Annotated in this window: 16 protein-coding genes; 10 read left to right on the forward strand and 6 right to left on the reverse strand. The window is 62.7% G+C overall.

The window, feature by feature from the left end; all coding sequences use genetic code 11:
* Positions 1-139: 139 nt before the first annotated feature.
* On the forward strand, positions 140-706 hold the full coding sequence (locus P9250_RS20665; RefSeq protein ID WP_310394894.1) for a cob(I)yrinic acid a,c-diamide adenosyltransferase: 567 nt from the start codon (positions 140-142) through the stop codon (positions 704-706).
* A 50-nt stretch (positions 707-756) separates the two neighbouring features.
* Here P9250_RS20665 and aroG read toward each other — a convergent pair whose 3' ends face one another.
* The 4 genes from aroG to P9250_RS20685 form a co-directional block, all read right to left on the reverse strand.
* Positions 757-1,830, reverse strand: coding sequence for a 3-deoxy-7-phosphoheptulonate synthase AroG (gene aroG / locus P9250_RS20670; RefSeq protein ID WP_250463084.1), 1,074 nt, complete (start codon positions 1,828-1,830; stop codon positions 757-759).
* Positions 1,831-2,181: 351 nt separating this feature from the next.
* A complete protein-coding gene (gene tldD / locus P9250_RS20675; protein ID WP_244827035.1) occupies positions 2,182-3,648 on the reverse strand; it encodes a metalloprotease TldD in 1,467 nt (488 codons plus the stop codon).
* Positions 3,649-3,781: 133 nt separating this feature from the next.
* Positions 3,782-4,609, reverse strand: a complete 828-nt coding sequence (locus P9250_RS20680; RefSeq protein WP_310394897.1) for a carbon-nitrogen hydrolase family protein — start codon at positions 4,607-4,609, stop codon at positions 3,782-3,784.
* A 57-nt stretch (positions 4,610-4,666) separates the two neighbouring features.
* Entirely contained in the window at positions 4,667-8,989 is a 4,323-nt protein-coding gene (locus P9250_RS20685; RefSeq protein WP_310394899.1) for a YhdP family protein, read from the reverse strand.
* A gap of 205 nt (positions 8,990-9,194) precedes the next feature.
* Here P9250_RS20685 and glnE point away from each other — a divergent pair, with 205 nt between their 5' ends.
* Positions 9,195-11,996 carry a bifunctional [glutamate--ammonia ligase]-adenylyl-L-tyrosine phosphorylase/[glutamate--ammonia-ligase] adenylyltransferase gene (gene glnE / locus P9250_RS20690; RefSeq protein ID WP_310394903.1) on the forward strand — a complete coding sequence of 934 codons (2,802 nt, stop codon included), beginning with the start codon at positions 9,195-9,197 and terminating at the stop codon, positions 11,994-11,996.
* Positions 11,997-12,043: 47 nt separating this feature from the next.
* Here glnE and recN read toward each other — a convergent pair whose 3' ends face one another.
* A complete protein-coding gene (gene recN, locus P9250_RS20695) occupies positions 12,044-13,696 on the reverse strand; it encodes a DNA repair protein RecN (RefSeq protein WP_310394905.1) in 1,653 nt (550 codons plus the stop codon).
* Positions 13,697-13,725: 29 nt separating this feature from the next.
* On the reverse strand, positions 13,726-14,619 hold the full coding sequence (locus P9250_RS20700) for an NAD kinase (protein ID WP_244827040.1): 894 nt from the start codon (positions 14,617-14,619) through the stop codon (positions 13,726-13,728).
* 189 nt (positions 14,620-14,808) lie between these two features.
* Between P9250_RS20700 and hrcA the strand changes: the two genes are divergently transcribed.
* The 8 genes from hrcA to pabB all read left to right on the forward strand — a co-directional run bounded on the left by hrcA (position 14,809) and on the right by pabB (position 24,406).
* The gene (gene hrcA / locus P9250_RS20705) at positions 14,809-15,825 is read left to right on the forward strand and encodes a heat-inducible transcriptional repressor HrcA (RefSeq protein WP_244827041.1); all 1,017 of its coding nucleotides are present in this window, start codon (positions 14,809-14,811) and stop codon (positions 15,823-15,825) included.
* A 128-nt stretch (positions 15,826-15,953) separates the two neighbouring features.
* Positions 15,954-17,021: a ferrochelatase gene (gene hemH, locus P9250_RS20710; protein ID WP_244827042.1), complete on the forward strand. Its 1,068-nt coding sequence runs from the start codon at positions 15,954-15,956 to the stop codon at positions 17,019-17,021.
* Positions 17,022-17,035: 14 nt separating this feature from the next.
* Complete coding sequence (locus tag P9250_RS20715) at positions 17,036-17,443, forward strand: RNA-binding S4 domain-containing protein (protein ID WP_310394908.1); 408 nt, start codon at positions 17,036-17,038, stop codon at positions 17,441-17,443.
* Positions 17,444-18,018: 575 nt separating this feature from the next.
* Positions 18,019-18,609, forward strand: a complete 591-nt coding sequence (gene grpE, locus P9250_RS20720) for a nucleotide exchange factor GrpE (RefSeq protein ID WP_310396822.1) — start codon at positions 18,019-18,021, stop codon at positions 18,607-18,609.
* 17 nt (positions 18,610-18,626) lie between these two features.
* The gene (locus tag P9250_RS20725) at positions 18,627-19,031 is read left to right on the forward strand and encodes a thioredoxin family protein (protein ID WP_310394910.1); all 405 of its coding nucleotides are present in this window, start codon (positions 18,627-18,629) and stop codon (positions 19,029-19,031) included.
* A gap of 166 nt (positions 19,032-19,197) precedes the next feature.
* Positions 19,198-21,162, forward strand: a complete 1,965-nt coding sequence (dnaK, locus tag P9250_RS20730; RefSeq protein WP_250463099.1) for a molecular chaperone DnaK — start codon at positions 19,198-19,200, stop codon at positions 21,160-21,162.
* A gap of 270 nt (positions 21,163-21,432) precedes the next feature.
* Entirely contained in the window at positions 21,433-22,569 is a 1,137-nt protein-coding gene (gene dnaJ, locus P9250_RS20735; protein WP_244827046.1) for a molecular chaperone DnaJ, read from the forward strand.
* A gap of 37 nt (positions 22,570-22,606) precedes the next feature.
* Positions 22,607-24,406 (forward strand): aminodeoxychorismate synthase component I, encoded by a 1,800-nt coding sequence (gene pabB, locus P9250_RS20740; protein ID WP_310394913.1) that lies wholly within the window; start codon positions 22,607-22,609, stop codon positions 24,404-24,406.
* The last annotated feature ends 19 nt before the right edge of the window (positions 24,407-24,425 follow it).

Genomic DNA, 24,425 nt, shown 5'->3' on the forward strand with positions numbered 1-24,425 from the left:
TCATTTTACGCCGATGAGATGGAAGGCGGCAGGCGGGTAAAACCGTGGGACCGCGTGCCTATAATGGGTCGGAGTTTCGGCGCGGTTCAGAGCGTGAACGCGCGTTTCGAACGATGAATCAACGAGCAAGGAGAAAACGATGGGCAACCGTCTGAGCAAGATCGCCACCCGTACCGGCGATGATGGCACCACGGGGCTCGGCGACGGCCGTCGCGTTTCCAAGGACGATGCGCGGATTGCCGCAATCGGCGATGTCGATGAATTGAATTCGACTTTGGGCGTATTGCTATGCGAACCGCTGCCAACGGACGTGCGCGATGCGTTGACGACGATTCAGCACGATCTCTTCGATTTAGGCGGCGAGTTATCGATTCCCGGGCATTCGATGATAGAGGAATCGCATTTGGCGCAGCTCGATGACTGGCTCGCGGAATACAACGGGACGTTGCCGCCGTTGGCTGAATTCATTCTGCCGGGCGGATCGAGAGCGGCGGCAGTGGCGCATGTGGCGCGGACGGTTTGCCGAAGAGCGGAGCGGTCGATCGTGGCGCTGGGGAAAATCGATAAAGCCGGAGTAAATGAAGCGCCGAGGCGGTATGTCAATCGGCTGTCGGATTTGCTTTTTGTACTGGCGCGGGCTTTGAATCGCGCGGATGGCCAGAACGATGTCTTGTGGAAGCATCAGCGCGACGCGGCAACCGATTAACCGTGAACAAATAGACAGCGGCCGCTGAGTTAGCGGCCGCTGTCTATATCTTAATTGCCGCCGCCTCGCGCAATGCGCCGCTGTTTAACCGACGCTGCCAATCCTTCGAGTACAGTCACGCTCTCATCCCAGCCGATACAAGCATCCGTCACGCTTTGTCCGTAAGTCAGCTCGCATCCTGGCTTGAGGTCTTGCCGGCCGCCAACCAGATGCGATTCAATCATCACGCCGATAATTCGCTCATCGCCGGAAGCGAGTTGCTTGCCAATATCCTCGCAAACCGGAATCTGATTCTCGTGTTTCTTCGAGCTATTCGCGTGACTGGCATCGATCATCAAGCGCGCCGCTAATCCCGCCTTGCCGATATCGCTGCAAGCCGCATCGACACTAGCGGCATCGAAATTCGGCGATTTACCGCCGCGTAAAATGATATGGCAATCCTCGTTGCCGGCGGTGGAAACGATCGCCGAATGTCCGCCCTTCGTGACCGACAGGAAATGATGCGGCTGCGAAGCGGCCTTGATAGCATCGACGGCAATCTTGACGTTTCCATCCGTGCCATTTTTAAAGCCCACTGGACAAGACAATCCCGATGCAAGCTCACGGTGAACCTGAGATTCGGTAGTCCGCGCCCCAATCGCGCCCCACGAAATCAGGTCCGCAATGTACTGCGGACTAATCATATCCAGATACTCGGTGCCGGCCGGCAAACCAAGCTCGTTGATATGCATGAGCAATTCCCGCGCAGCCCGCAATCCATCATTGATCTTGAAGCTGTTATCCATATACGGATCGTTGATCAGCCCTTTCCAGCCCACCGTGGTACGCGGCTTTTCGAAGTACACGCGCATCACGATTTCCAATTCGCCCGCGAAGCGCTTACGCTGCTCGATCAGTCGCCCCGCATATTCCATCGCCGCCTTGGGATCGTGAATGGAGCACGGTCCGACGATCACGATCAAGCGATCATCCATTCCGTGCAGTATGCGATGCATCGACTTGCGCGCGTTGTAGATCAGTTCCGACACGGGTTCGGCGCAAGGGAATTCGCGGATCAGATGCGCGGGAGGCGTCAGTTCTTTCAGCTCACGAATGCGGACATCGTCGGTATTGTGCGGGGGCATTTCTTTTCTCCTGCGTCTCTTTCAATCAAAACCAACGTGTGAAGGGCGAAAAAAAAACCGCCAGACTCGCTGGCGGTTTTTCGGGAATTTGGTTTTGCGTACTTACCGTACTTGCAACGACCCCTCTCCATCCGCCAGCGGCTTGAGATGCCAAAAGAAATAAAAATAAAACTTGGCGGTCATGGCTTAAGAGAGAAAAGTCTGTCGCAAAAAATCAGGTAGCTGCTTTTATAACCGCAAACACGCGGCGCTGGCAAGCCTTCCAATCGAAGAACGCGGGAATCCCGCATCGCCGGCCCGTGCAATCGCAAACCCAGCCCGAAGCGACGCGGAAAGCCCGCATCGAAAACATTAAACCGTGCCGCCCACCGTCATTTTTTCGATGCGCAACGTCGGTTGCCCAACGCCCACCGGCACGCTCTGGCCTTCCTTGCCGCACACGCCGACGCCCGTATCCAGCGACATGTCGTTACCGATCATCGTCACGTATTTGAGCGATTCCGGTCCGCTGCCGATCAAGGTCGCGCCCTTCACCGGATACGTGATCTTGCCGTCCTCGATCATGTACGCCTCGGACGCCGAAAACACGAACTTGCCGTTGGTGATATCCACCTGACCGCCGCCGAAATTCACCGCGTACAAGCCTTTCTTCACCGAAGCTAGAATCTCCTTCGGGTCCTTGTCGCCGTTGAGCATGTACGTGTTGGTCATGCGCGGCATCGGCAGGGCGGCGTAGGATTCGCGGCGCGCGTTGCCCGTCACGGGCATTTTCATCAAACGCGCGTTGAGCGAATCCTGAATGTAGCCCTTGAGAATGCCGTCCTCGATCAGCGTCGTGCACTGCGTCGGATTGCCTTCGTCGTCGATGTTGAGCGAGCCGCGCCGATTCGGCAGCGTGCCGTCATCGACCACGGTCACGCCCTTCGCCGCGACCTGTTCGCCGATACGACCCGCGAACGCCGACGATCCCTTGCGGTTGAAGTCGCCTTCGAGCCCGTGCCCGATCGCTTCGTGCAAGAGCACGCCCGGCCAGCCCGGCCCAAGCACGACGGTCATGGCGCCTGCGGGAGCCGGACGCGCTTCCAGGTTCACCAGCGCCGCGTGCACCGCGTCGTCGACGTAGCGGTTCAGGATGTCGTCGGTGAAATAGCCGTAGTCGAAGCGTCCGCCACCGCCGCCCGTGCCGATCTCGCGGCGTCCGTTTTGCTCGGCGATCACCGTGACCGATACGCGCACGAGCGGTCGCACGTCGGCGGCGAGCGCGCCGTCGCTGCGCGCCACCAGCACGACGTCATATTCACCGGCGAGCCCGGCCATGACTTGCGTGATGCGCGGATCGCGGCCGCGCGCCATCTGCTCGACGCGCTCCAGCAGCTTCACCTTCGCGTCGGAATCGAGCGAATGCAGCGGATCGGCGGGCAAATACAGATCGCGGCCCGACACGCCCGTGAGCGTGCTCGCCGACTTGATTTTGTGCTTGCCGCCGCCCGCCTTGGCGATCGCGCGTGTTGCGTGCGCCGCCTGGCGAATCGATTCGGGCGAAAGATCGTCGGAGTAGGCGAAAGCCGTGCGCTCGCCCGAGACGGCGCGCACGCCGACGCCCTGATCGATGCTGAAGCTGCCCGATTTGACGATGCCTTCTTCCAGACTCCACGCTTCGCTGCGCGTGGACTGAAAATAGAGGTCGGCGTAATCGACGCGATGCGTGAAAATTTCCGCAAGCGTACGCGTGATAAGCCCCTCGTCGAGGCCATACGGCGTAAGCAAAACGTCCTTCGCCGTGACCAGATTCCTAATGCCGGGTTCGATGATGTTCATGCGGTGCCTGTTGCGAGTTCGGTGATATTTCAGACCATTCTAATGGCTGACGGGGTTCGGTCATGTGCGGAGAAAAAATCGCGCTTTCAAGACCGTCGGAAAACCTATTTTCAAGATACTTAGCGCGCGCGTCTCAGCCGATCACGCGATGCCGATACGCCGGCAAGCTCTGTCGCACTGACGCGATGCGCGCCGGATCGATCTGGCCGGCCACGACGCCCGCGCCTTCATCGCGCACGTCGATGATTTCGCCCCAAGGGTCGATCAGGATGCTGTGGCCGAAAGTGCGCCGGCCGTTTTCATGTTTGCCGCCTTGTGCCGCGGCGAGGACGTAGCACTGGTTTTCAATGGCGCGGGCGCGTAGCAAGATTTCCCAATGTGCCTTGCCGGTCGTGTAGGTGAACGCGGAGGGGACGACCATCAACGCGCAGTCGCCCATTTTTCGGTACAGCTCCGGGAATCGCAGGTCGTAGCACACCGAAAGGCCGACTCGTCCGAATGGCGCGTCGAAAGTCCGCACTTCGCTGCCGGGGCAGATGGTGCGCGCTTCGTCGAACGATTCCTCGCCTTTCTCGAAATTGAAGAGGTGAATCTTGTCGTAGCGCCCAACCTGCTTGCCGGCGGGGTCGAACACGAGCGTGGTGTTCAGCACGCGATCCGGCTCCGCCGACTGCAACGGCAAAGTCCCGCCGATCACCCACACGCGATGCTCGCGCGCTGCATCGGACAAGAATTGCTGGATCGGACCCGCGCCCGGCGTCTCGCGAATGGCGAGTTTGTCGGTGTCCTTGAAGCCCATGTAGCAGAAGTATTCGGGCAGGAGCACGAGTTGGGCGCCGTCGCGCGCGGCTTCCGCGATCAGCCGGCCGGCCTCGGTCAGGTTGCGATCGCGGTCCGGCGCGCTGACCATCTGCAGCGCGGCGACGCGGAAAGTCGCGCTTTCGCTCGATTTATCGTTCATATTTTTGTGCGCGTTTGCCAAAAAAGGTGACGAAAATAGGGCGGAACCGTGCCGCCTTCACGGAGCGACTGCTGGTACGGCAGCAGGGACAGCGGCGGCGGCAGGTGTTTCGATCTTACCCTGATCGCCCCGCAGGCGCTGAACGACGGGTTTCGACCAGGGACCGGTGATCGAATAGTCGAGTTCGAACGCCTTCTGGATGGACTTCGACAATGCGAGATCGGCGGCCAGCGCGCCCAGACCGAGCAGCGGATTGATGACCGCCGCGCCGATTGCGACCGCGCCCGCGCCGACGGTCGGTATGACCTTCACGTGCAAATCCTGCGTGCGTTGCGGCAGGTCGACGAGCCCTTGCATCTGCACGCGCGCGGGCGATGTGATCATCACCAGATCGTCCGTCCTCGCGATGCCCTGTTCGATATGCGCGTCGCCCGTGACTTTCTCGAACGGCAGTCCCTTGCCGACGACATCCTGAAAATGCAGCGTGAGCAGATTCGCAAGGCTGCGCAAGCTGAAGATGCCGAGCCATTTCGCGGCGCCGGGCGCGCGCAGAATTTGGCCGTGACGCAAATCGACAGCGACGTTGCCATCGAGCGAATTTGGATCGACTGTAGTCGGGCCGCCGTTCCACGCCGCGTGACCGGACACCGTGCCCGCGCCGTGATCGACCGTGCGCGGCAGACCGAAGCGGTCGATCAACTGACCGGCGTCGTTCACGTCGAGCTTGAAGTCGAGTGCCGTGCGGCGCGGAAGGGTGTCGTCGTTCGCGGGTTTCACGGCGGTCGAGACCACGCCGCCCGGCAGCGTGCGCCACGTCGCGTTTGCGGTGAGCGTGGCGTCGGGGTTCGCGAGTTCGAGCTTGTCGAGCGTCCAGACGGGTTGATCGGCGACGACTTCGTTATGCGCATCGACCTGAAGCCGGCCGAGATCGTGCTCGCGATATACGAGCTCGTTCACGATGAGATCGATCGCGGGCATGTTGCGCGGCGGCTTGCTCACGATGCGTTCGTCCGGCGCGTTCGTCGCCGCTATCTTCTCGGGAATGACCACTTTGTCGAGGCGCGCCTGCAATGCGCCCGGACTTCCCTTGAGCGCGCCCGGCGTGAACGCGAGCGTGCCCGTCACCTGATTCGACGCCACGTTCGCCTGCCATTTGCGATTCGCCGGCTCTTCGTTCGCGCCGATCCGCACGTTGTCCCAGCGGCGGTCGAGCAGCTTGAGCGTGGTGAAGTGGATGTCGGCACGCGTCGGGATGAACTGCCTGACCATATCGTTCATCGGTGGCGAGGCGGGCGCGGCCGTATCGGCCACGGGTGAAGCGCTCGCGGATGCGTTGATATCGGCGATGAACTTGCGCCACGCGTCGGCATCGAGCGTGTCCATATCGACGGATGCCGACACGCCTTCGGCGGGCAACGCCGCCGGCTTGTTCACGGCGATCGCGCCGCGCGCGACCTTCAGCCGGGCGCGCATGTTCATCGGCTCGGCGGGGTTCTGCGGATCGACCGTGACCTGCGCGCGGCCGATTTGCTGCAGCGAGTAATGCGCCTGCACGGGCCCGAACGTGAGTTGCGCGTCATGCAGATCCGAAGGCCCGCCAGGCGCGGGCTGAAAGGTGAACGCGAACGGCATGGGCGTGCCCTTCGCCTTCCCGAACGGCGCGGGCAGATCGAAGCCGATGCCCGTCAGATCCGAACTCGCCTGCACGACAGGCAACGCGTTCTTCACGCCATGCACGTGCGCCTGATACGGCGCGGAACCGTCGATGCGCTTCAGGAACTGCGCTACCTGCGGCGTGATGCGCGTGTTCAGACGCTGTGCCGCGTCCGCGCCGATGCGCCCGTTCACATCGAACGTGTAGCTGCCGTCCGGTTGCACGCCGCCTTTCGCGCGCACGTCGCCGCCAAGCAGTTGCGCGTTCAGTCCGTCGAGCGTCACGGTCTTCGCCGCGAAATTCGCCTTGCCGCGCAGATGTTCGAGCGGCGGCAGATTGGCATAAGCGACTTCGTTGTCCGCGAACGTGAGCGAGCCTTTATATTCGGTGCGAAGCGGCGGCGCGGGCGGCGGCGGCCGGAATCGCGGAATGCCGAGCGTAAGCGCGAGCGCGGCATCGCCTTTAGCTTGCAGTTTGCGCGTGGCGTGCTTGGCCATCAGGCCGAGCGAACTGTCGTCGACATACTGAAGCATGTCCGAGAGCGGTCCGCGCGCTTGCCCGTCGATCCACAGTTTCGATTCGCGATCGCCGGTATCGTCGATTCGCCCGCTCAGATTCGATACCTTCACGCCACGATAATGTCCGCGCTCGACATCGAAGCGCAGCTTGTTTTGCGCGAGCTTGAACGTGCCGTCGATCCCGTCGAAACCCGGCCAGATGCTCGGCATGCCGTTGGCGAGTTTGCGCGGCGGGAACGGCGTCGGATCGAAACGGCCGCCGGTGAACGGCGCCTCGATGCGAAACACGCCCGCGTCCGGCGCCTTCGCATACGGGAACTTGGTGAGGTCGCCATGCACTTCGAGCACGCTGTTGCGCGCCACGCCCGCTTGCAGCGCATGCCCGAGATAGACGCGCACGCGTTCGTTGAGACTCGTCGGCAGATAGCGCACGAGCCTTGTGACCTGCATGTGCGCGATCTTCGCCTTGAGATCGAGATTGCCGCGCCCGTGGCCTTGATTCCAATATGAAGCGGTGACGTCGCCTTCGGCATCGGCGTTCTTCACACGCAGCGTGTCGAGGTGAATGGTGAATGCGCGGCGCAATTCGCCGGGCGCGATTTCATCGGCGACGGTCCAGGTTGCGTGGCCTTGCAGCGTATCGAAGGTCAGACGCGGATCATCGAACGCGCCGGGAATGGTGATGGCCGCATTTTTCGTATCGATGTCGATAGCGCCTTGCGCCTCGTTGGCATCGACATGACCCCACAGGTTTTCGATGCCCGGAATGCCCGCACGCGGATGGTTGTTCACGGTAAGTCCCGGCGGCGGTTCCTGCGCCTGCACGCTGATGCCCTGCAAGTCGGCCTTGAGCGTGAAGTGCAAGAGCTTGGCGTCGCCTTTTTCGTGCTGCTGCTTTACCTCTTCTTCATTGCGCGGCGCCGCGCGCTCCGTGTAGATCGAGTAGTTCGCAATCTGCCCGCGCGGATTGAAGCGCACGAGTTCGTTGAGCACGCGCGGCGGCACGGGCAGCGCCCGCACGAAGTCCGCGAGGATGCCGAGATCGACGTGATCGCCCGCGACGCGAAACATCAATCCCTTGCCAACCGATGCCGGCCGGTACGTGCCCGTAAGCGTATGCGCCGCCAGAAGACGCGCGACCGGCGTGCCGTCCGAGAGCGCGGGCTGACCGAGTTCGGCATGGATGTCGGACAGATTCAGCGTGTAGGCCGTGTTGTTCTTGTCGATGGTCCAGTCGAAGCGCGCAATCGGCAATTCGAGGCGCGGCTGGGTGGCGCGCACGCGCAGCGCGACGTTGCCGCCGTTTAGATCGCCGCCTGCCTTTTGCAACTGGCCGCGCGCGAAGTCCACCCAGATACGGTTTTCGACGCGGCCATCGTAGATCTGAAAAGGCAGCTTCACGTAGCGGCCGAGCGTCGGCAGGTCGAGCGGCCCGGTGGAAACGTAGAGACGTCCGGTCCAGTTTGCGGGCGCGCCCATCGCGGTGAACGGCTCGTGGCGAAAGTCCGCGCGCACATCGAGCGGGCCGTGCAGCACGTCGCCGTCGGCGGGTGCATCGAGTGCGAGCCGATGCCTCAAGCCGTCGTTGAGGATGGTCAGTTGCAGGCGCTTGAACGCCACCTCGGGCGCGTCGCGTTCGGCATCGCGCCAACGCAGCGTGCCGTCGCGCAGACGAATGCGGTCTTGTCCGAGCAGCCAGTTCGTGAACGCGCCAGAACCCGTGCGATGCGTGGGAACAGGCACGCCCGCCACGGTCAGTTCGCCCTTGGCATTGCGCGCGACGATGACATCGGGACCATCGACGGTGAGATCGGCAAGCTTCGGCCGAAGATGCAGCAGCGAGCCCCACGCAATGCTCGCGCGCGCATGCGGCACCGCTACGCCGGGCGATCCGTCGGCGGCGTCGATACGCAAATTGTCGATCAGAAAGGTGGGTTGCGAACCCGCCATGACCGCCGTAATCCGGCCGATATGTAGCTGCGCGTGAATGCGCGAGGAAACGAGTTGCTCGATGCGCGGCCGGAACGAATCGACCTGCGGCAACACGATATAGCGCAGCGCGAGATAGATGCCCGCAACCGCGAAGTACACCACGGCTGCGAACACGAGAACGATTTTGAAGACGCGTGAAAGCACGCGCTCGGCGTTGCCGCTGGGCTGGGCTTGTCCAACTTCGGTCGGGTCGACGGATCGTCTGCTGTCGGACATGCTGCGGCTAGTCGGCGATATGGTAGTTTTGCGTGTTTGACGCTGCAATGTAACACAGGGAAAAGCGGGCAAGGCTTGGCCGCGCCGCTCTGGAAAAGTCTCTCGGAGCCGCTTCGGACAAGCCTCGCGGACCGTTGGTTCAAACCGCTTCGCTGCCGGTGTACGATCAGCTTCTGTACCAAGCAACGAGCGAGCCTACCCTTTCATGACCGACGCGAAACTCCTCAGTTCCAGCTATTCCAACTACGCGTCGCGCGCCTATTCGGCGCGTCCGGAACTAGCCTCCGATGTCGCCCAGTGGGCAAGGACGCCGATCACGCGGCAATGGATCGAAGCGCGCCTCGACGCTCATTGCGTGCCGTGCGTCGAAACCGGCACGCTCGATGAAGCCGCGCTCAAGACGGCGTTGCGCCGCTTGCGCATGGAGGTTTTCTGCACGGCGATGGAGCGCGATCTAGCGGGCACGGCGGATGTCGCCGAAGTCACCGGCGCAATGACGGATCTCGCCGAAGTAACGATCCAACGCGCCATCGCGGTACTCGCGGCCGACCTCGAAGCGCTCTTCGGCGAGCCGCGCTCACCCGAAGGCGAACGGCTTACGCTCGGCGTCGTCGGCATGGGCAAGCTTGGCGGGCGCGAACTGAACGCGTCGTCGGATATCGATCTGATCTTCGTTTATGAAGACGATGGCGAAACCGCCGGCGGCAAGCGCTCGCCGCTCTCGGTGCAGGAATTCTTCACACGGCTCGGGCGGCGCGTGATCGGCGCGCTCGCGGAGATGACGCAAGACGGCTACGTGTTTCGCGTCGACATGCGGTTGCGTCCCAACGGCGATTCGGGTCCGCTCGTGTGCAGTCTCGGCATGCTCGAAGAGTATTTCTATGTGCAAGGGCGGGAATGGGAACGCTACGCGTGGATCAAGGGGCGCGTCGTCTCGGAGACGAAGAGCGATGCCGCGCGCCGTCTCGTCAAACAACTCGAAGCCATTGCGACGCCTTTCATCTATCGGCGATACCTGGACTACGGCGTGATCGCCGCGATTCGCTCGCTGCATCTGCAGATTCGGCAGGAAGCGCGGCGGCGCGCGTCCATGCGCCCCGACAAGGCCGACGACATCAAGCTCGGACGCGGCGGTATCCGCGAGATTGAGTTCAGCGCGCAGGTGTTCCAGTTGATTCGCGGCGGACAGGCGGCGGATTTTCGCATTCGTCCGACGCTCAAGGTGCTCGAACGCGCCGCCGCGCACGGGCTGATCGCGCAGAACGTGTGCGACTCGCTCACCGACGCGTATCTGTTTCTGCGCACGGTGGAGCATCGGCTGCAGTATCGCAACGACGCGCAGACGCATGCGATGCCGGTTGCCGACGACGAGCGCGCGTTGCTCGCGGCATCGCTCGGATTTGCGAACTACGCCGCGTTGATGGACAAGCTCGATGCGCATCGCGAATTCGTCGAACAACAGTTCGATGCCATCTTCGCCGACAAGATCGGCGGTGAAAACGGCTGCGGCGTGTCGGACGATTCGGCTGCATCGTGGATCTGGAGCAGCGCGCTCGCCGACGATTCCGCGCAGGAAGAACTCGCCGGCCGTCTGTCCGAACTCGGCTTCGCGGACCCGGCGCCGGTGCTCGCGCGTCTAACGGGCGTGTGGAATTCCACGCGTTACGCGAGCCTGAACGAGCACAGCCGCGAGCGCTTCGACGTGGTCGCGCAGCGCGCGCTCGAAGTCGTGCAGTCGATCGATGCCGCGCGTCGCGGCGATGTGATCGCGCGGCTTTTCGACTTGCTCGAAGCCATCGGCAAACGCGGCGCGTATCTCGCGCTTCTGACTGAATATCCGGCGGCGCTCGAACGCGTGCTGTCCGTGTTGTCCGGCTCGCGCTGGGCGGCGGGTTATCTCATTCGCCATCCACAATTGCTGGACGAATTGCTCGATGACGAAGCCATTGCCAGCCCGTTCGACTGGGATGGGTTCAAGCGTTCGCTGCTCGCCCGGCTTGCGGCAGCGGAGGACGCGGAGCATCAGATGGACTTGCTGCGTCACGCGCATCAAGCCGAAGTGTTCCGCATTCTGCTGATCGATCTGGCGGGACATCTGTCGGTGGAACATGTGAGCGACCGTCTGTCCGAACTCGCCGATGCCGTGCTCGACGTAACCGTGCAGACGGTTTGGCGGCAGTTTCCGAAGCGGCATCGCGATACGCCGCGCTTCTCCGTCATCGCGTATGGAAAGCTCGGCGGCAAGGAACTGGGTTATGCGTCCGATCTCGATCTGATCTTTCTCTACGACGATCCCGACGATTCGAACGACAGCGCCGCCGACATTTACGCGATGTTCGCGCGCCGTCTCATCACGTGGCTCACGGCGGCGACCGGCGCGGGCACGCTGTTCGATGTGGACTTGCGTCTACGGCCGAACGGCGAATCGGGTTTGCTGGTGACGAGTCTGGAGTCGTTTCGCCGCTATCAGATTCGTGAAGGCGATGCCGCGAATACCGCGTGGGTCTGGGAGCATCAGGCGCTTTCGCGCGCTCGCTACAGCGCCGCCGACGCCGAGATCGGCGCGCAATTCGAAGCCATTCGCGCGGACGTGCTGGTGATGGAGCGCGATGCGGCATCGCTTGCCCGCGAAATCGTCGCGATGCGCGAGCGTGTGGCGGCGGGGCATCCCAATCGCAGCGAATTGTTCGATCTGAAGCACGATCGCGGCGGGATGGTGGATATCGAGTTCATCGTGCAGTACTGGGTGTTGCTGCACTCGCGCGAGCATCGCGAGTTCGTGCGCAATGCGGGCAATATCACCTTGCTCAAGATCGCGGCGCAGAGCGGCTTGATCAGCGCGGACGAAGCGGAAACGATTGGCGCGGTGTACCGGCACTACCGCAAGCTGCAGCACACGCTGCGGCTCGATGGAATGGAGAAGGCGCGCGTCGCGCCGGATGCGGTGAAGGGCGAAAGGGAAGCGGTGACGGCGTTGTGGAGACGCGTGTTCTCGATTGCCGAGTAAGGTGGAAGGCGGCGCAGCGTTTTTGCGCCGCCTCGTTCGCCCGCGCCTCAAGCCGCGAGCATCTCCTTTGCATGCTTGCGTGTCGTCGCCGTGATTTCGATTCCTCCCAGCATCCGCGCCACTTCTTCGATGCGTTTCGACTTGTCAAGCGGCGTCACCGTGCTGACCGTGCCGCCGGCATCGTCGGAAGTTTTCGCCACCTGGAAATGCTGATCGCCGCGCGCCGCGACTTGCGGCAAGTGCGTGACGCACAGCACTTGCCGGTCGCGTCCGAGTTGATGCAAGAGCCGTCCGACCACTTCCGCCACGCCGCCGCCAATGCCCGTATCCACTTCGTCGAAGATCAGCGTGGGCGTCGGGCTCGCGGTGCTCGCGATCACGGCGAGCGCGAGGCTGATGCGCGCGAGTTCGCCGCCCGATGCGACCTTCGCGAGCGGCCGTAACGCGACGCCAGCGTGGCCCGCCACGCGAAACTCGATCTGTTCCAGCCCGTTTGCGCCGCCTTCCGCAAGCGGCACGAGCGCGACTTCGAAGCTGCCGCCCGCCATCGACAATTCCTGCATGCCTTCGGTTACTGCCTTCGACAAAGTCTTGGCCGCTTTCGCGCGCGCCTTCGACAGCGCTCTTGCATCCGCGAGATAAGCGTCCTTCGCTTTCTCGGCGACGGCGTTGAGCGCGTCGAGGTCCGCGGCGGCATCGAGTTCCGCTAGCTGGCTGCGGCGCGCTTCATGTTCCTCGGGCAGCGCTTCGGGCTGAAGGCGGAACTTGCGCGCCGTCGAGTGAAGCTGATCCATGCGACGCTCGACCTGCGCGAGCCGGTCAGGATCGAGTTCGAGACGCTGCGCGTAGTGCGAAAGCGAGTACGACGCTTCCTGCAACTGAATCTCGGCGGGTTCGAGCGAGGCGAGCACGTCGCTCAACGCGGGATCGATATCGGCCAGATCGCGCAGCTTCGTGATGATGGCGGCGAGTTGGGAAATCATGGCTTCGTCGGATTCGGACAATGCGGACAGCGCGCTTTGCACGCCGTCGATGAGACTTGCCGAGTGCGAGAGCCGATGATGCTCCGCGCTCACTTCCTCCCATTCGCCCGGCTGCGGCGCGAGCTTGTCGAACTCGCTCAACTGCCATGCGAGACGCTCGCGTTCCAGTTGCAGTTCGCGGTCGCGGCTTTGCGCGGCTTCTACGGCCTGCTGGGCCTCGCGATACGCACGCCACGCGCGATTCACGGTGCTCGCTGTGTCGACGAGACCGGCGTGCGTGTCGAACAGTTCGCGTTGCGCGTCGGGGCGCATCAGCAATTGATGCGCGTGCTGGCCGTGGATGTCGACGAGCATTTCGCCCACTTCGCGCAGTTGCGTAAGCGTGGCCGGCGTGCCGTTGATGAACGCGCGCGAGCGGCCGCCGGAATCGATCACGCGGCGCAACATGACGGTGTCGCTGTCTTGCGAGAGCGCGTGCTCGTCCAGCCAGCGCGCCACTTGCGCGTGCGTGGTGAATTCAGCGGTGATGTCGGCGCGCGCTTCGCCCGTGCGCACGACGCTCGCGTCGGCGCGGGCGCCGAGCGTGAGCGCGAGGGCGTCGATCAGGATGGATTTGCCTGCGCCGGTTTCACCCGAAAAAACCGTGAAGCCGGAGTCGAACTCGATATCCAGCGCGGCAACGATGACGAAGTCCCGAATGGAGAGATGACGGAGCATGGACGCTTGGAAAGGGCGTGGTGAGCGCTTCAGAGGGCGGAGTCTTGCGAGGGATGCTCGTTCCAGTGCAGCTTTTTGCGCAGCGTGGCGTACGTGCTGTAGCCGACCGGATGCAGCACCGGCACCGTGTGCCGTGAGCGCCGCACTTCGATGGCGTCGTTCAGCTCGACGGCCGTGAACGACTGCATGTCGAAGTTCACGTTGACATCGCGCCCGCCGATGAACTGAATGGTCACCTTGGAGTCGTCGGGCAGCACGATCGGACGGTTCGAGAGCGAATGCGGCGCAATCGGCACGAGCACGAAGCCCTGCAACTGCGGATGAAGAATCGGCCCCGCCGACGAAAGCGCGTAGGCGGTCGAGCCAGTGGGCGTCGCGACGATCAGACCATCCGAGCGCTGGTTGTACATGAAGTGGCCATCCACCGACACGCGCAGTTCCGCCATGCCTGAAAAGCCGCTGCGATTGACCACGACATCGTTGAAGGCGAGCGCGTGATAGATGGGCTTGTCGTTGCGCACGATACGCGCTTCGAGCAGGCTGCGTTCCTCGCGCTCGAACTGTCCGGCGAGCATCTGCGGCACGATCTCGCGCATCTCGGTGAGCGGGATGTCCGTGATGAAGCCGAGCCGCCCGTGATTCACGCCGATGAGCGGCGTCTTGTACGGCGCAAGTTGGCGGCCCACGCCGAGCATGGTGCCGTCGCCGCCCAGCACGACCGCCACGTCCGCGCGCGCGCCGATTTCGGCGACCGAGAGCGCCGGGTAATCGGTCACGCCGACATCCTTCGCGGTGCCGGCCTCGAACACGACCTCGAAACCCTGCTTCGAGATCAGCTCCGCGAGCAGGCGCAGCGGCGTCTCGATGCCGGGCGTATTGGTGCGCCCGATGAGCGCGACAGTCTTGAATTGGCCAATTTCCATGCCGGCATTACACCATAGGTGGAAGGCGAAAAGAACCGTGCGCGAAGGGCGGCTGCGACGCCAGCCGATCACGCCGGGGCGCGCCCGTTGTTTATCGCTAGAATGGAGCGGACATTGAATCGCTCGACAAGCGATTCATCGCGGCGGGTACGTTCGCCGCGCCACGACACGTTAGGCTAAAATTTCCCCATGCTAGACCCACGTGCACAAACCCTCCTCAAAACGCTGATCGAGCGCTACATCGCCGAAGGTCAGCCGGTCGGTTCGCGCACGTTATCACGGCATTCCGGCCTGGAGCTGAGTCCCGCGACCATTCGCAACGTGATGTCGGACCTGGAAGACCTCGGTCTCGTCGTCAGCCCGCACACGTCGGCGGGACGCATTCCCACGCCGCGCGGCTATCGGCTCTTCGTCGACACCATGCTCACCGTGGAAGCGCCGCAAGACGAAGCCATGACCACCGCCGTGAAGACGCGCCTGCAAGGCGAGGAGCCGCAGAAGATCGTCGCGGCGGCGGCGAGCGTGCTGTCGAGTCTCTCGTCGTTCGCTGGCGTGATCCTCACGCCGCGCCGCAGTCACATGTTCAAGCAGATCGAATTCATGCGGCTGTCGGACAAGCGCATTCTGCTTATCATCGTGACGCCCGAAGGCGACGTGCAGAACCGCATGATGGCGACGCAGCGCGACTATTCGCCGTCGCAGCTCACGGAAGCCTCCAACTACATCAACGCGCATTTCGCGGGCCTGTCCTTCGACGAAGTGCGTCTGCGGCTGCGTCAGGAAATCGACGAATTGCGCGGCGACATGACCGCGCTCATGCAGGCGGCCGTGGTCGCGAGCACCGCCGAAACCGATCCGGGCGAGACCGTGCTGATTTCCGGCGAGCGCAACCTGCTCGAAGTGGCGGACCTTTCGTCCGACATGGCGCGGCTGCGCAAGCTGTTCGATTTGTTCGACCAAAAGACGAGCCTCCTGCAATTGCTGGATGTTTCGAGTCACGCGCAGGGCGTGCAGATTTTTATCGGCGGGGAATCTAATCTGGTGCCGATCGAGGAAATGAGCGTCGTGACCGCGCCGTATGAAGTCAACGGCAAGATCGTCGGCACGCTCGGCGTGATCGGACCCACGCGCATGGCCTACAACCGCGTGATTCCCATCGTCGATATCACCGCACGCTTGTTGTCCATGTCGCTCAGTTCTCAATAGCTTTTCCTTCAGCCCATCATGCCGGCCCGCGCGCCGCGCCGCCACTAGGCCGTTCGGCCAATGATGCGGCGTGAAACGCGCCGCTATAATGGGTTTCACCTTTCGACCACTTCCGGCCGCCTTGCCCTATGCGTTTCGATCTCGAGTTGCCTTCGCAGCCTAGCGCTTCGCATCGTGTCGCGGTGCTGCTGATCAATCTCGGCACGCCGGACGCGCCCACGCCGCGTGCCGTGCGCAAGTATCTGGCGCAGTTCCTCTCCGATCCGCGCGTGGTCGAGATTCCCTCCTTGCTCTGGCAGATCATTCTGCGGTTGATCATCTTGCCGTTTCGCGGGCGCGCGTCGGCAAAGAAATATGCGCAGGTCTGGATGGCGGAAGGCTCGCCCTTGCGTGTCTATACGGAGAAGCAGGTCGAGGGCTTGCGGCGCCTCTTTGCGGCAAACGACTATCACGTGCTCGTCGACTACGCGATGCGCTACGGCACGCCGGGCATCGGCGTCATGCTCAATCAGCTCAAGCTCGAAGGCGCCGAGCGCATTCTCCTGGTGCCGATGTATCCGCAGTACTCGTCTTCGACCACCGCGACCGCTTTCGACGACGCCTTTACCGCGCTCAAGCGCGTGCGCAATCAGCCCGAGATTCGCACCATTCGTCATTACGCGGATCATCCGGCGTATATCTCCGCGCTTGCAGAGCAGGTGCGCGATTACTGGCGTCATCACGGCGTGCCGGATTTTGCCGCCGGCGACAAGCTCGTGCTGAGTTTTCACGGCGTCCCCAAGCGAACCATGGATCTCGGCGATCCGTATCACGACCAGTGCCAATTGACGGGCTCGCTGCTCGCCTCCGCGTTGGGGCTCACGCCGGTGGAATGCCGCGTCACGTTCCAGTCGCGCTTCGGCCGCGCGGAATGGCTGCAGCCATACACCGCGCCGACGCTCGCGGAGCTCGGCGCGGCGGGTGTTGCGCGCGTGGACGTTTTTTGTCCCGGCTTCACGGCGGATTGTCTTGAGACGATCGAGGAAATCGGCATCGAGGTGCGCGACGAATTTCTGCACGCAGGCGGCAAGCAGTTTCACCGCATTCCTTGCCTGAATGCATCGCCGGCGTGGATCAAGGCGCTGGGAGAAATCGCGGCGCAGAATCTGCAAGGCTGGCCGGTGCAGGCCGTGCAGCCATTGACGGTTGCCGCCTGAACGAACGGTTATTCATGAATTACACGATTTCGACGGAACCAGGCGCGCGTCTGCGCATCGACAAATGGCTTTGGGCGGCGCGCTTCTTCAAGACGCGTTCGCTCGCGAGCGACGCGGTGGAAAAAGGCCGCGTGAAGATCGGCGGGGCGAACGTGAAGCCGTCGAAGGACGTGCGCGTCGGCGATCTCGTCGAGATCGATATCGAGCGGATCGTCTGGCAAGTGGAAGTAAAGGGCGTGTGCGACGTGCGCGGACCGGCTAGCGTGGCCGAGACGCTTTACGCGGAAACGGAAGAGGGCCGAGTGAAGCGGTTAGCCGAAGCCGAGCGGCGCAAGACGTTTCGCGAGCCGGCTCTCGGAATTCAGGGCAGGCCGACGAAGCGCGACCGGCGCATTATCGACAAACTGGCAGGTTCGGATTGAAGTAATTTTCGATGGTCGCATGAACGCCGCCGTACTCGGTGTTACGGGCGGTGACAGCGCCGGACATACATATGGTGGTCGTTCCCGCAACCAGTACCAGAGCGACCACCGCGATAGCAAAGGTCAGTTTCATGGTACCCCCGGTGAGCGGGATAACCGGTCGTGAAAACCGGAAGGAAACGGGCAAGGGCTGAGCGGTTACTGCATTCGTAGGATTAGGGTTAACGTGTTCCTGCGACGCATGTTCGAAGTGTAGGCGAACAACGCAATCGCCTCAATCTGATTTTGGCTTACTGCGACGAAACGCCCATTACGAAGTGTTTCTCGCAGTCAAATGTGGCGAATTTTGCACTTAACGCGTCACGCAGCCGACAAGCGTGGCCCGCCGTTGTCCGATGTTTGAAGCGCACGCGAAAAAGCTAAGTTTCGTCCGAAAAACCGCTTCTGGAGCCTTGAAAATCCCTCGGATGCCCCAAATTCCGCCGCTAGTGCGAAAAAGCCTGGCCTGGTTCTCGGCGGTAAGAGGACTCCCGGCCGATCGCATCCATTTCACTCACAGCAATACATTCAGCGACATGGAAAACACGCAAGAGAATCCAGCGAGCCAGAACCCCACGCCCGCAGACGAAACCGCGCGCCAGGCCGCCGACCCGACCCAAGCCGGCGCAACCGGAGCGCCGACGGGCGCCGATGCGCCGCGAGTCGCGCCGGACGCGAACGAAGCCGCGCTGGCCGAAGCGCAGGCGAAGATCGCCGCGCTCCAGGAAGAGTTCCTGCGCGCCAAGGCGGAAACGGAAAACGTGCGTCGCCGCGGTCAGGACGATGTGCAGAAGGCGCACAAGTTCGCCATCGAAAGCTTTGCCGAACATCTGCTGCCGGTACTCGACAGCCTTGAAGCCGCGCTTGCCGATCAATCGTCCGATCTCGTCAAGGTGCGGGAGGGCGTCGAACTCACGCTGCGTCAACTGACCGCCGCGCTGGAAAAGGGGCGCGTCACCGCGCTGAATCCGGTGGGCGAGAAGTTCGACCCGCATCGTCACCAGGCTATTTCCATGGTGCCGGCCGAGCAGGAAGCGAATACCGTCGTGTCCGTGCTGCAAAAAGGCTACGTGATTTCGGATCGCGTGCTGCGTCCGGCTCTCGTCACCGTCGCCGCACCGAAGTAACGCGCCGCGAGAACGCCATGGCCACCTCGGAGAATCGCGTTCCCGTCGATGCCACCGCGTTTTCGGTCTTCGCCATGCAGGAGCTCGACGCGCCCGGTTTCGACGCCGGGCTGGCTTCGGCGGGCGATGATCTGGCCGTCGTGTTCTTCTGGGGCGTCGACTGCTTCAACTGCGAAATCGCCAAAAAAGCGATGCTCGCGAAGCCCGATGAAATCCGCGCGCTCGGACTGAAGTGGTTTCACAGCAATGTCTACGAGCATCGGGAACTGGGACGGCGCTTTTTGCTGCATGGCGTGCCGACGTGGTTTTTCTTTCATCGCGGCAAGCGTCTCGGGCGCGCCACCGGCTGGCATGGTCTCGCGCAATTCGAAGCGGCGGTCGTGGCGGCGCGGGAAAAGATCCGCGGCAAGGCTTCCGAGTGAAAAAAGATATAGACCGCATCGCTTTCAGGGTCTTGAAAACGAAATCCGCGTTCTTATCTTGCGTACAGGTATGAATATTTGGGCGTTCGGCCCGGTAAATCGGCCGCAAAAGCCGGCGTTTTCCGGCCGCAGCGCTAAAGCGATTAAAGCTAGGAGAGTATAAAAAATGGGCAAAATCATTGGTATCGACCTCGGCACCACGAACTCGTGCGTGGCGCTGATGGAAGGCAATCAGGTCAAGGTCATCGAGAACTCGGAAGGCGCGCGCACCACGCCGTCGATCATCGCGTATGTCGACGACAACGAAATTCTGGTTGGCGCACCTGCCAAGCGTCAGTCGGTTACGAATCCGCGCAACACGCTTTATGCAGTGAAGCGCCTGATCGGCCGCCGCTTCGACGAGAAGGAAGTGCAGAAGGACATCAGCCTGATGCCCTACAAGATCGTCAAGCACGACAACGGCGACGCATGGGTCGAAGCGCACGGCAAGAGCCTCGCGCCGTCGCAGATTTCCGCTGAAGTGCTGCGCAAGATGAAGAAGACCGCTGAGGACTACCTCGGCGAGCCGGTTACGGAAGCCGTCATCACGGTCCCGGCGTACTTCAACGACAGCCAGCGTCAGGCAACGAAGGACGCAGGCCGCATCGCCGGTCTGGAAGTGAAGCGCATCATCAACGAACCGACGGCAGCCGCGCTCGCCTTCGGTCTCGACAAGGCCGAAAAGGGCGACCGCAAGATCGCCGTGTTCGACTTGGGCGGCGGCACGTTCGACATCTCGATCATCGAAATCGCGGACGTGGACGGCGAAATGCAGTTCGAAGTGCTCTCGACCAACGGCGACACGTTCCTCGGCGGTGAAGACTTCGACCAGCGCATCATCGATTACATCATCGGCGAGTTCAAGAAGGAACAAGGCGTCGATCTGTCGAAAGACGTGCTCGCGCTGCAACGCCTGAAGGAAGCGGCTGAAAAGGCGAAGATCGAACTGTCGTCGACGGCTCAGACCGACATCAACCTGCCGTACATCACGGCTGACGCGTCGGGCCCGAAGCACTTGAACCTCAAGTTCACCCGCGCCAAGCTCGAAGCGCTCGTCGAAGAGCTGATCGAGCGCACGATCGAACCGTGCCGCACCGCCATCAAGGATGCGGGTGTGAAGGTCGGCGATATCGACGACGTGATCCTCGTCGGCGGCATGACGCGTATGCCGAAGGTGCAGGAGAAGGTGAAGGAATTCTTCGGCAAGGAACCGCGCCGTGACGTGAACCCGGACGAAGCCGTGGCCGTTGGCGCCGCGATTCAAGGTCAGGTTCTGTCGGGCGACCGCAAGGACGTGCTCCTGCTCGACGTGACGCCTTTGTCGCTCGGCATCGAGACGCTCGGCGGCGTGATGACGAAGATGATCAACAAGAACACGACCATCCCGACGAAGCACGCGCAAGTGTATTCGACGGCGGACGACAACCAGGGCGCCGTGACCATCAAGGTGTTCCAGGGTGAGCGCGAGATGGCCGCGGGCAACAAGCTGCTTGGCGAGTTCAACCTCGAAGGCATTCCGCCTTCGCCGCGTGGCGTGCCGCAGATCGAAGTGACTTTCGACATCGACGCGAACGGCATTCTGCACGTCGGCGCGAAGGACAAGGCAACGGGCAAGGAAAACAAGATCACCATCAAGGCGAACTCGGGTCTGACGGACGCGGAAATCGACAAGATGGTGAAGGACGCCGAAGCCAACGCCGAGGAAGATCACAAGCTGCGTGAACTGGCCGATGCCCGCAACCAGGGCGACGCGCTGGTCCACAGCACGAAGAAGGCGGTTGCCGAGTACGGCGACAAGGTCGAAGCCGGCGAGAAGGAAAAGATCGAAGCTGCGTTGAAGGAACTCGAAGACGCGCTGAAGGACAACGCGAGCGACAAGGCGACCATCGAAGCGAAGGTCGAAGCACTGGCGGCGGCATCGCAGAAGCTCGGCGAAAAGATGTACGCCGACATGCAGGCGCAGCAAGGCGCGGCGGGCGCGGCGGCAGGTGCGGCCGGTGCGGCGGGCGCGGGTGCATCGGCGGAAGCGGGTGCGAGCCAGCAGCACGATGACGTGGTCGACGCCGACTTCAAGGAAGTGAAGAAGGACTAAGCCGGAGGGCGCGTGAGTGGCGACATTCATGCGCCCTTGGTCGTTTCGCGGCGCGTATGCGTCACGCGAAGACCGGCATCGGGACGCGTCTAGCGTCTGACGTGGAACGCGCCTGGCGAGCCTGACGGCTCTCCGGGCACGTTGTTTTTAGAGGCGTCTTGCTTCGAGCCGAGTTTGGGGCGAGGCGTCAGAGGTTTCAAGCGCGGGTCGAATGGCCCGGAGCATCTCAGAGGAACCGTCGGGTTAGAAGCGCGGCGGAATCGAACCGACATGGCGAAACGGGATTACTACGACATTCTGGGCGTCGCGAAAAACGCGAGCGACGAAGAGATCAAGAAGGCGTATCGCAAGCTCGCGATGAAGTATCACCCTGACCGCAACCCGGACAACAAGAAGGCCGAGGAGAATTTCAAGGAGGCGAAGGAAGCCTACGAAATGCTCTCCGACCAGCAGAAGCGCGCGGCCTACGATCAATACGGCCACGCTGGCGTCGATCCGAACATGGGCGGCGCGGGCGCGCAGGGCTTCGGCGGTTTTGCCGATGCCTTCGGCGACATCTTCGGCGACATCTTCGGGCAAGCCGCAGGCGGCGCGGCGCGTGGCGGCCGCGCGGGTCCGCAGGTGTATCGCGGTGCGGATCTGCGCTACAGCATGGAAATCACGCTGGAGCAGGCGGCGCACGGCTACGACACGCAGATTCGCGTGCCGAGCTGGGCCAACTGCAATGTTTGTCACGGCTCGGGCGCGAAGCCCGGCACGAAGCCCGAGACTTGCCCGACTTGTCATGGTCAGGGCCAGGTGCGCATGTCGCAGGGCTTTTTCAGCATCCAGCAGACGTGCCCGAAGTGTCACGGCAGCGGCACCTATGTTCCGGACCCGTGCACGAACTGCCACGGCGCGGGCAAGGTGAAGGAAACGAAGACGCTGGAAGTGAAGATTCCGGCGGGCATCGACGACGGCATGCGTATCCGCTCCGCCGGCAACGGCGAGCCGGGTCTCAATGGCGGTCCGAGCGGCGACTTGTATGTGGAGATCCACATCAAGCAGCACTCGGTGTTCGAGCGTGACGGCGACGACCTGCATTGCCAGATGCCCATTCCGTTCACCACGGCGGCGCTGGGCGGCGAGATCGAAGTGCCGACGCTGGCGGGCCGCGCGAGCTTCACGGTGCCGGAAGGCACGCAGTCGGGCAAGACGTTCCGGTTGCGCGGCAAGGGGATCAAGGGTTTGCGTTCGAGCATCGCGGGCGACTTGTATGTGCATGTACAGGTCGAAACGCCCGTGAAACTCACCGATCAGCAGCGCGATCTGCTCAAGCAGTTCGAGAAGTCGCTGACGGAAGGCGGCGCGCGCCACAGCCCGCAAAGCAAGAGCTGGTTCGACCGCGTGAAAAGCTTCTTCGATTGATGTGTAAGACGTGGCACGACCGGCAGCGAGTGTTGCCATGACGACTGAAGAGCGCGGCGCGGTGTTCGCGCTGCTCGACGACTGCGAAGCGACCGCCGAAAGGCGGTCGAGTCGTTTGTACACGGGATTCGTGCGCGCCCATGTCTGCGAAGACGGGCGCACGCTCGACGCCGTATGTGCGGCCATCGATGCCGATTTGCAGAGCGGCCTGCATGCGCTCGTCGTCGCGGATTACGAGTTCGGCCGCAATCTCCAGTTCGGCGGTATCGGGCGCGGCGAGGATCGTGCGTTGCGAGTGCTCATGTTCCGCGAGTGCGCGCCCATGTCTCGCGACGAAGCCAGCGCGTGGCTTGCATCGCGAGATGGCGGTTGTGAGACGCCCTCGGTGGCGGGCGTGGCGGGCATCGAGCCGAGCATCACGCGCGACGAATTCGATACCGCCATCGCCGCCGTTCATCACGCGCTGCGCGAAGGCGAGTCGTATCAGATCAACTTCACGTTCCGGTTGAATTTCGATGTATTCGGCACGCCGCTCGCGTTGTATCGGCGTTTGCGCGAGCGTCAGCCGGTGCGCTTTGGCGCGTTCATCGCCATGCCGGACGGCCGCGTGGTCGTCTCGTGTTCGCCGGAGTTGTTCGTCGAGAAGCAAGGAGCGCTTTTGCGCGCGCGGCCGATGAAAGGCACCGCGCCACGCGACTCCGATCCCGCCGCGCTCCACGACGACCCGAAGAATCGCGCGGAGAACGTGATGATCGTCGACCTGTTGCGCAACGACATGTCGCGCGTGGCGGCGACGGGCTCGGTGCATGTGCCGGCGTTGTTCTCGGTCGAGGCTTATGCGTCGGTGTGGCAGATGACGTCGACCATCGAGGCGCGCGTGAATCCGGGCGCTTCGTTCGCCGATATCGTCCGCGCGCTGTTTCCCTGCGGCTCGATCACGGGCGCGCCGAAATACCGCACGATGCAGCTCATCGACGGAATCGAGAGCACGCCGCGTGGTCTTTATACCGGCGCGATCGGCTGGCTTGATACGCACGGCGACTTTTGTCTGTCGGTCGCGATCCGCACGCTCGTCGTGGATGCCGACGGCACGCGCGGCGTGATCGGTATCGGCGCGGGAATCGTGCTCGATAGCGATGCCGCGAGCGAGTACGAAGAGTGTCTGTTGAAGGCGCGCTTTCTGATGGGCGCGGACCCCGGCTTCGAGTTGTTCGAGACGACGCACGCCACGCGCGATGACGGCGTGCGCCACGCCGCGCGTCATCTTTCGCGTTTGAAGGCGAGCGCCGCGTGGCTTCGTTTTCCGTTCGATGAGCGCAAGCTGGACGCGCAACTCGCGCAACATCGTGCGGGCTTCGAGGCGGGCGCGCCGTATCGGTTGCGCATCGCGCTCGACAAGAGCGGACGCTTTGCATTGACGAGCGCGCGGCTTGCGCCGTTGGCGTCGGATAGCGTGGATGTGTTGCTCGCTTCGGATCGCGGGTTTGCGCCGCGATACTCCGGCGACGCGCTGTTGCGTCACAAGACGACGCATCGTGCCGACTACGATCGCGCGTGGAAAGCGGCGGAAGCGGAGGGCGCGTTCGACATGCTCTTTTGCAACGAACGCGGCGAGATTACGGAAGGCGGGCGGTCGAGCGTGTTTGCGCGCATCGACGGAAAGTGGTGGACGCCGCCCATCGAGGCGGGCGTGCTGCCGGGCGTGATGCGCGCGGTGTTGATCGAAGAACTGGAAGCCGCCGAGCGCGTAATGACGACCGAAGACCTCGAGGGCGCCGATGAGTTGCTCATCAGCAATGCGTTGCGCGGCGGGGTGAAGGCGCGTCTGAGACGGTGACGGCTCGCGATCTCGACGA

The organism is Caballeronia sp. LP006 (genome assembly GCF_031450995.1).
Classification (GTDB): domain Bacteria; phylum Pseudomonadota; class Gammaproteobacteria; order Burkholderiales; family Burkholderiaceae; genus Caballeronia.

Bases quoted from the DNA above. Each gene is read 5' to 3' on its own strand.
- P9250_RS20665 (WP_310394894.1), top strand. From the start codon at position 140: ATGGGCAACCGTCTGAGCAAGATCGCCACCCGTACCGGCGATGATGGC.
- aroG (WP_250463084.1), bottom strand. From the start codon at position 1,830: ATGCCCCCGCACAATACCGACGATGTCCGCATTCGTGAGCTGAAAGAA.
- tldD (WP_244827035.1), bottom strand. From the start codon at position 3,648: ATGAACATCATCGAACCCGGCATTAGGAATCTGGTCACGGCGAAGGAC.
- P9250_RS20680 (WP_310394897.1), bottom strand. From the start codon at position 4,609: ATGAACGATAAATCGAGCGAAAGCGCGACTTTCCGCGTCGCCGCGCTG.
- P9250_RS20685 (WP_310394899.1), bottom strand. From the start codon at position 8,989: ATGTCCGACAGCAGACGATCCGTCGACCCGACCGAAGTTGGACAAGCC.
- glnE (WP_310394903.1), top strand. From the start codon at position 9,195: ATGACCGACGCGAAACTCCTCAGTTCCAGCTATTCCAACTACGCGTCG.
- recN (WP_310394905.1), bottom strand. From the start codon at position 13,696: ATGCTCCGTCATCTCTCCATTCGGGACTTCGTCATCGTTGCCGCGCTG.
- P9250_RS20700 (WP_244827040.1), bottom strand. From the start codon at position 14,619: ATGGAAATTGGCCAATTCAAGACTGTCGCGCTCATCGGGCGCACCAAT.
- hrcA (WP_244827041.1), top strand. From the start codon at position 14,809: ATGCTAGACCCACGTGCACAAACCCTCCTCAAAACGCTGATCGAGCGC.
- hemH (WP_244827042.1), top strand. From the start codon at position 15,954: ATGCGTTTCGATCTCGAGTTGCCTTCGCAGCCTAGCGCTTCGCATCGT.
- P9250_RS20715 (WP_310394908.1), top strand. From the start codon at position 17,036: ATGAATTACACGATTTCGACGGAACCAGGCGCGCGTCTGCGCATCGAC.
- grpE (WP_310396822.1), top strand. From the start codon at position 18,019: ATGGAAAACACGCAAGAGAATCCAGCGAGCCAGAACCCCACGCCCGCA.
- P9250_RS20725 (WP_310394910.1), top strand. From the start codon at position 18,627: ATGGCCACCTCGGAGAATCGCGTTCCCGTCGATGCCACCGCGTTTTCG.
- dnaK (WP_250463099.1), top strand. From the start codon at position 19,198: ATGGGCAAAATCATTGGTATCGACCTCGGCACCACGAACTCGTGCGTG.
- dnaJ (WP_244827046.1), top strand. From the start codon at position 21,433: ATGGCGAAACGGGATTACTACGACATTCTGGGCGTCGCGAAAAACGCG.
- pabB (WP_310394913.1), top strand. From the start codon at position 22,607: ATGACGACTGAAGAGCGCGGCGCGGTGTTCGCGCTGCTCGACGACTGC.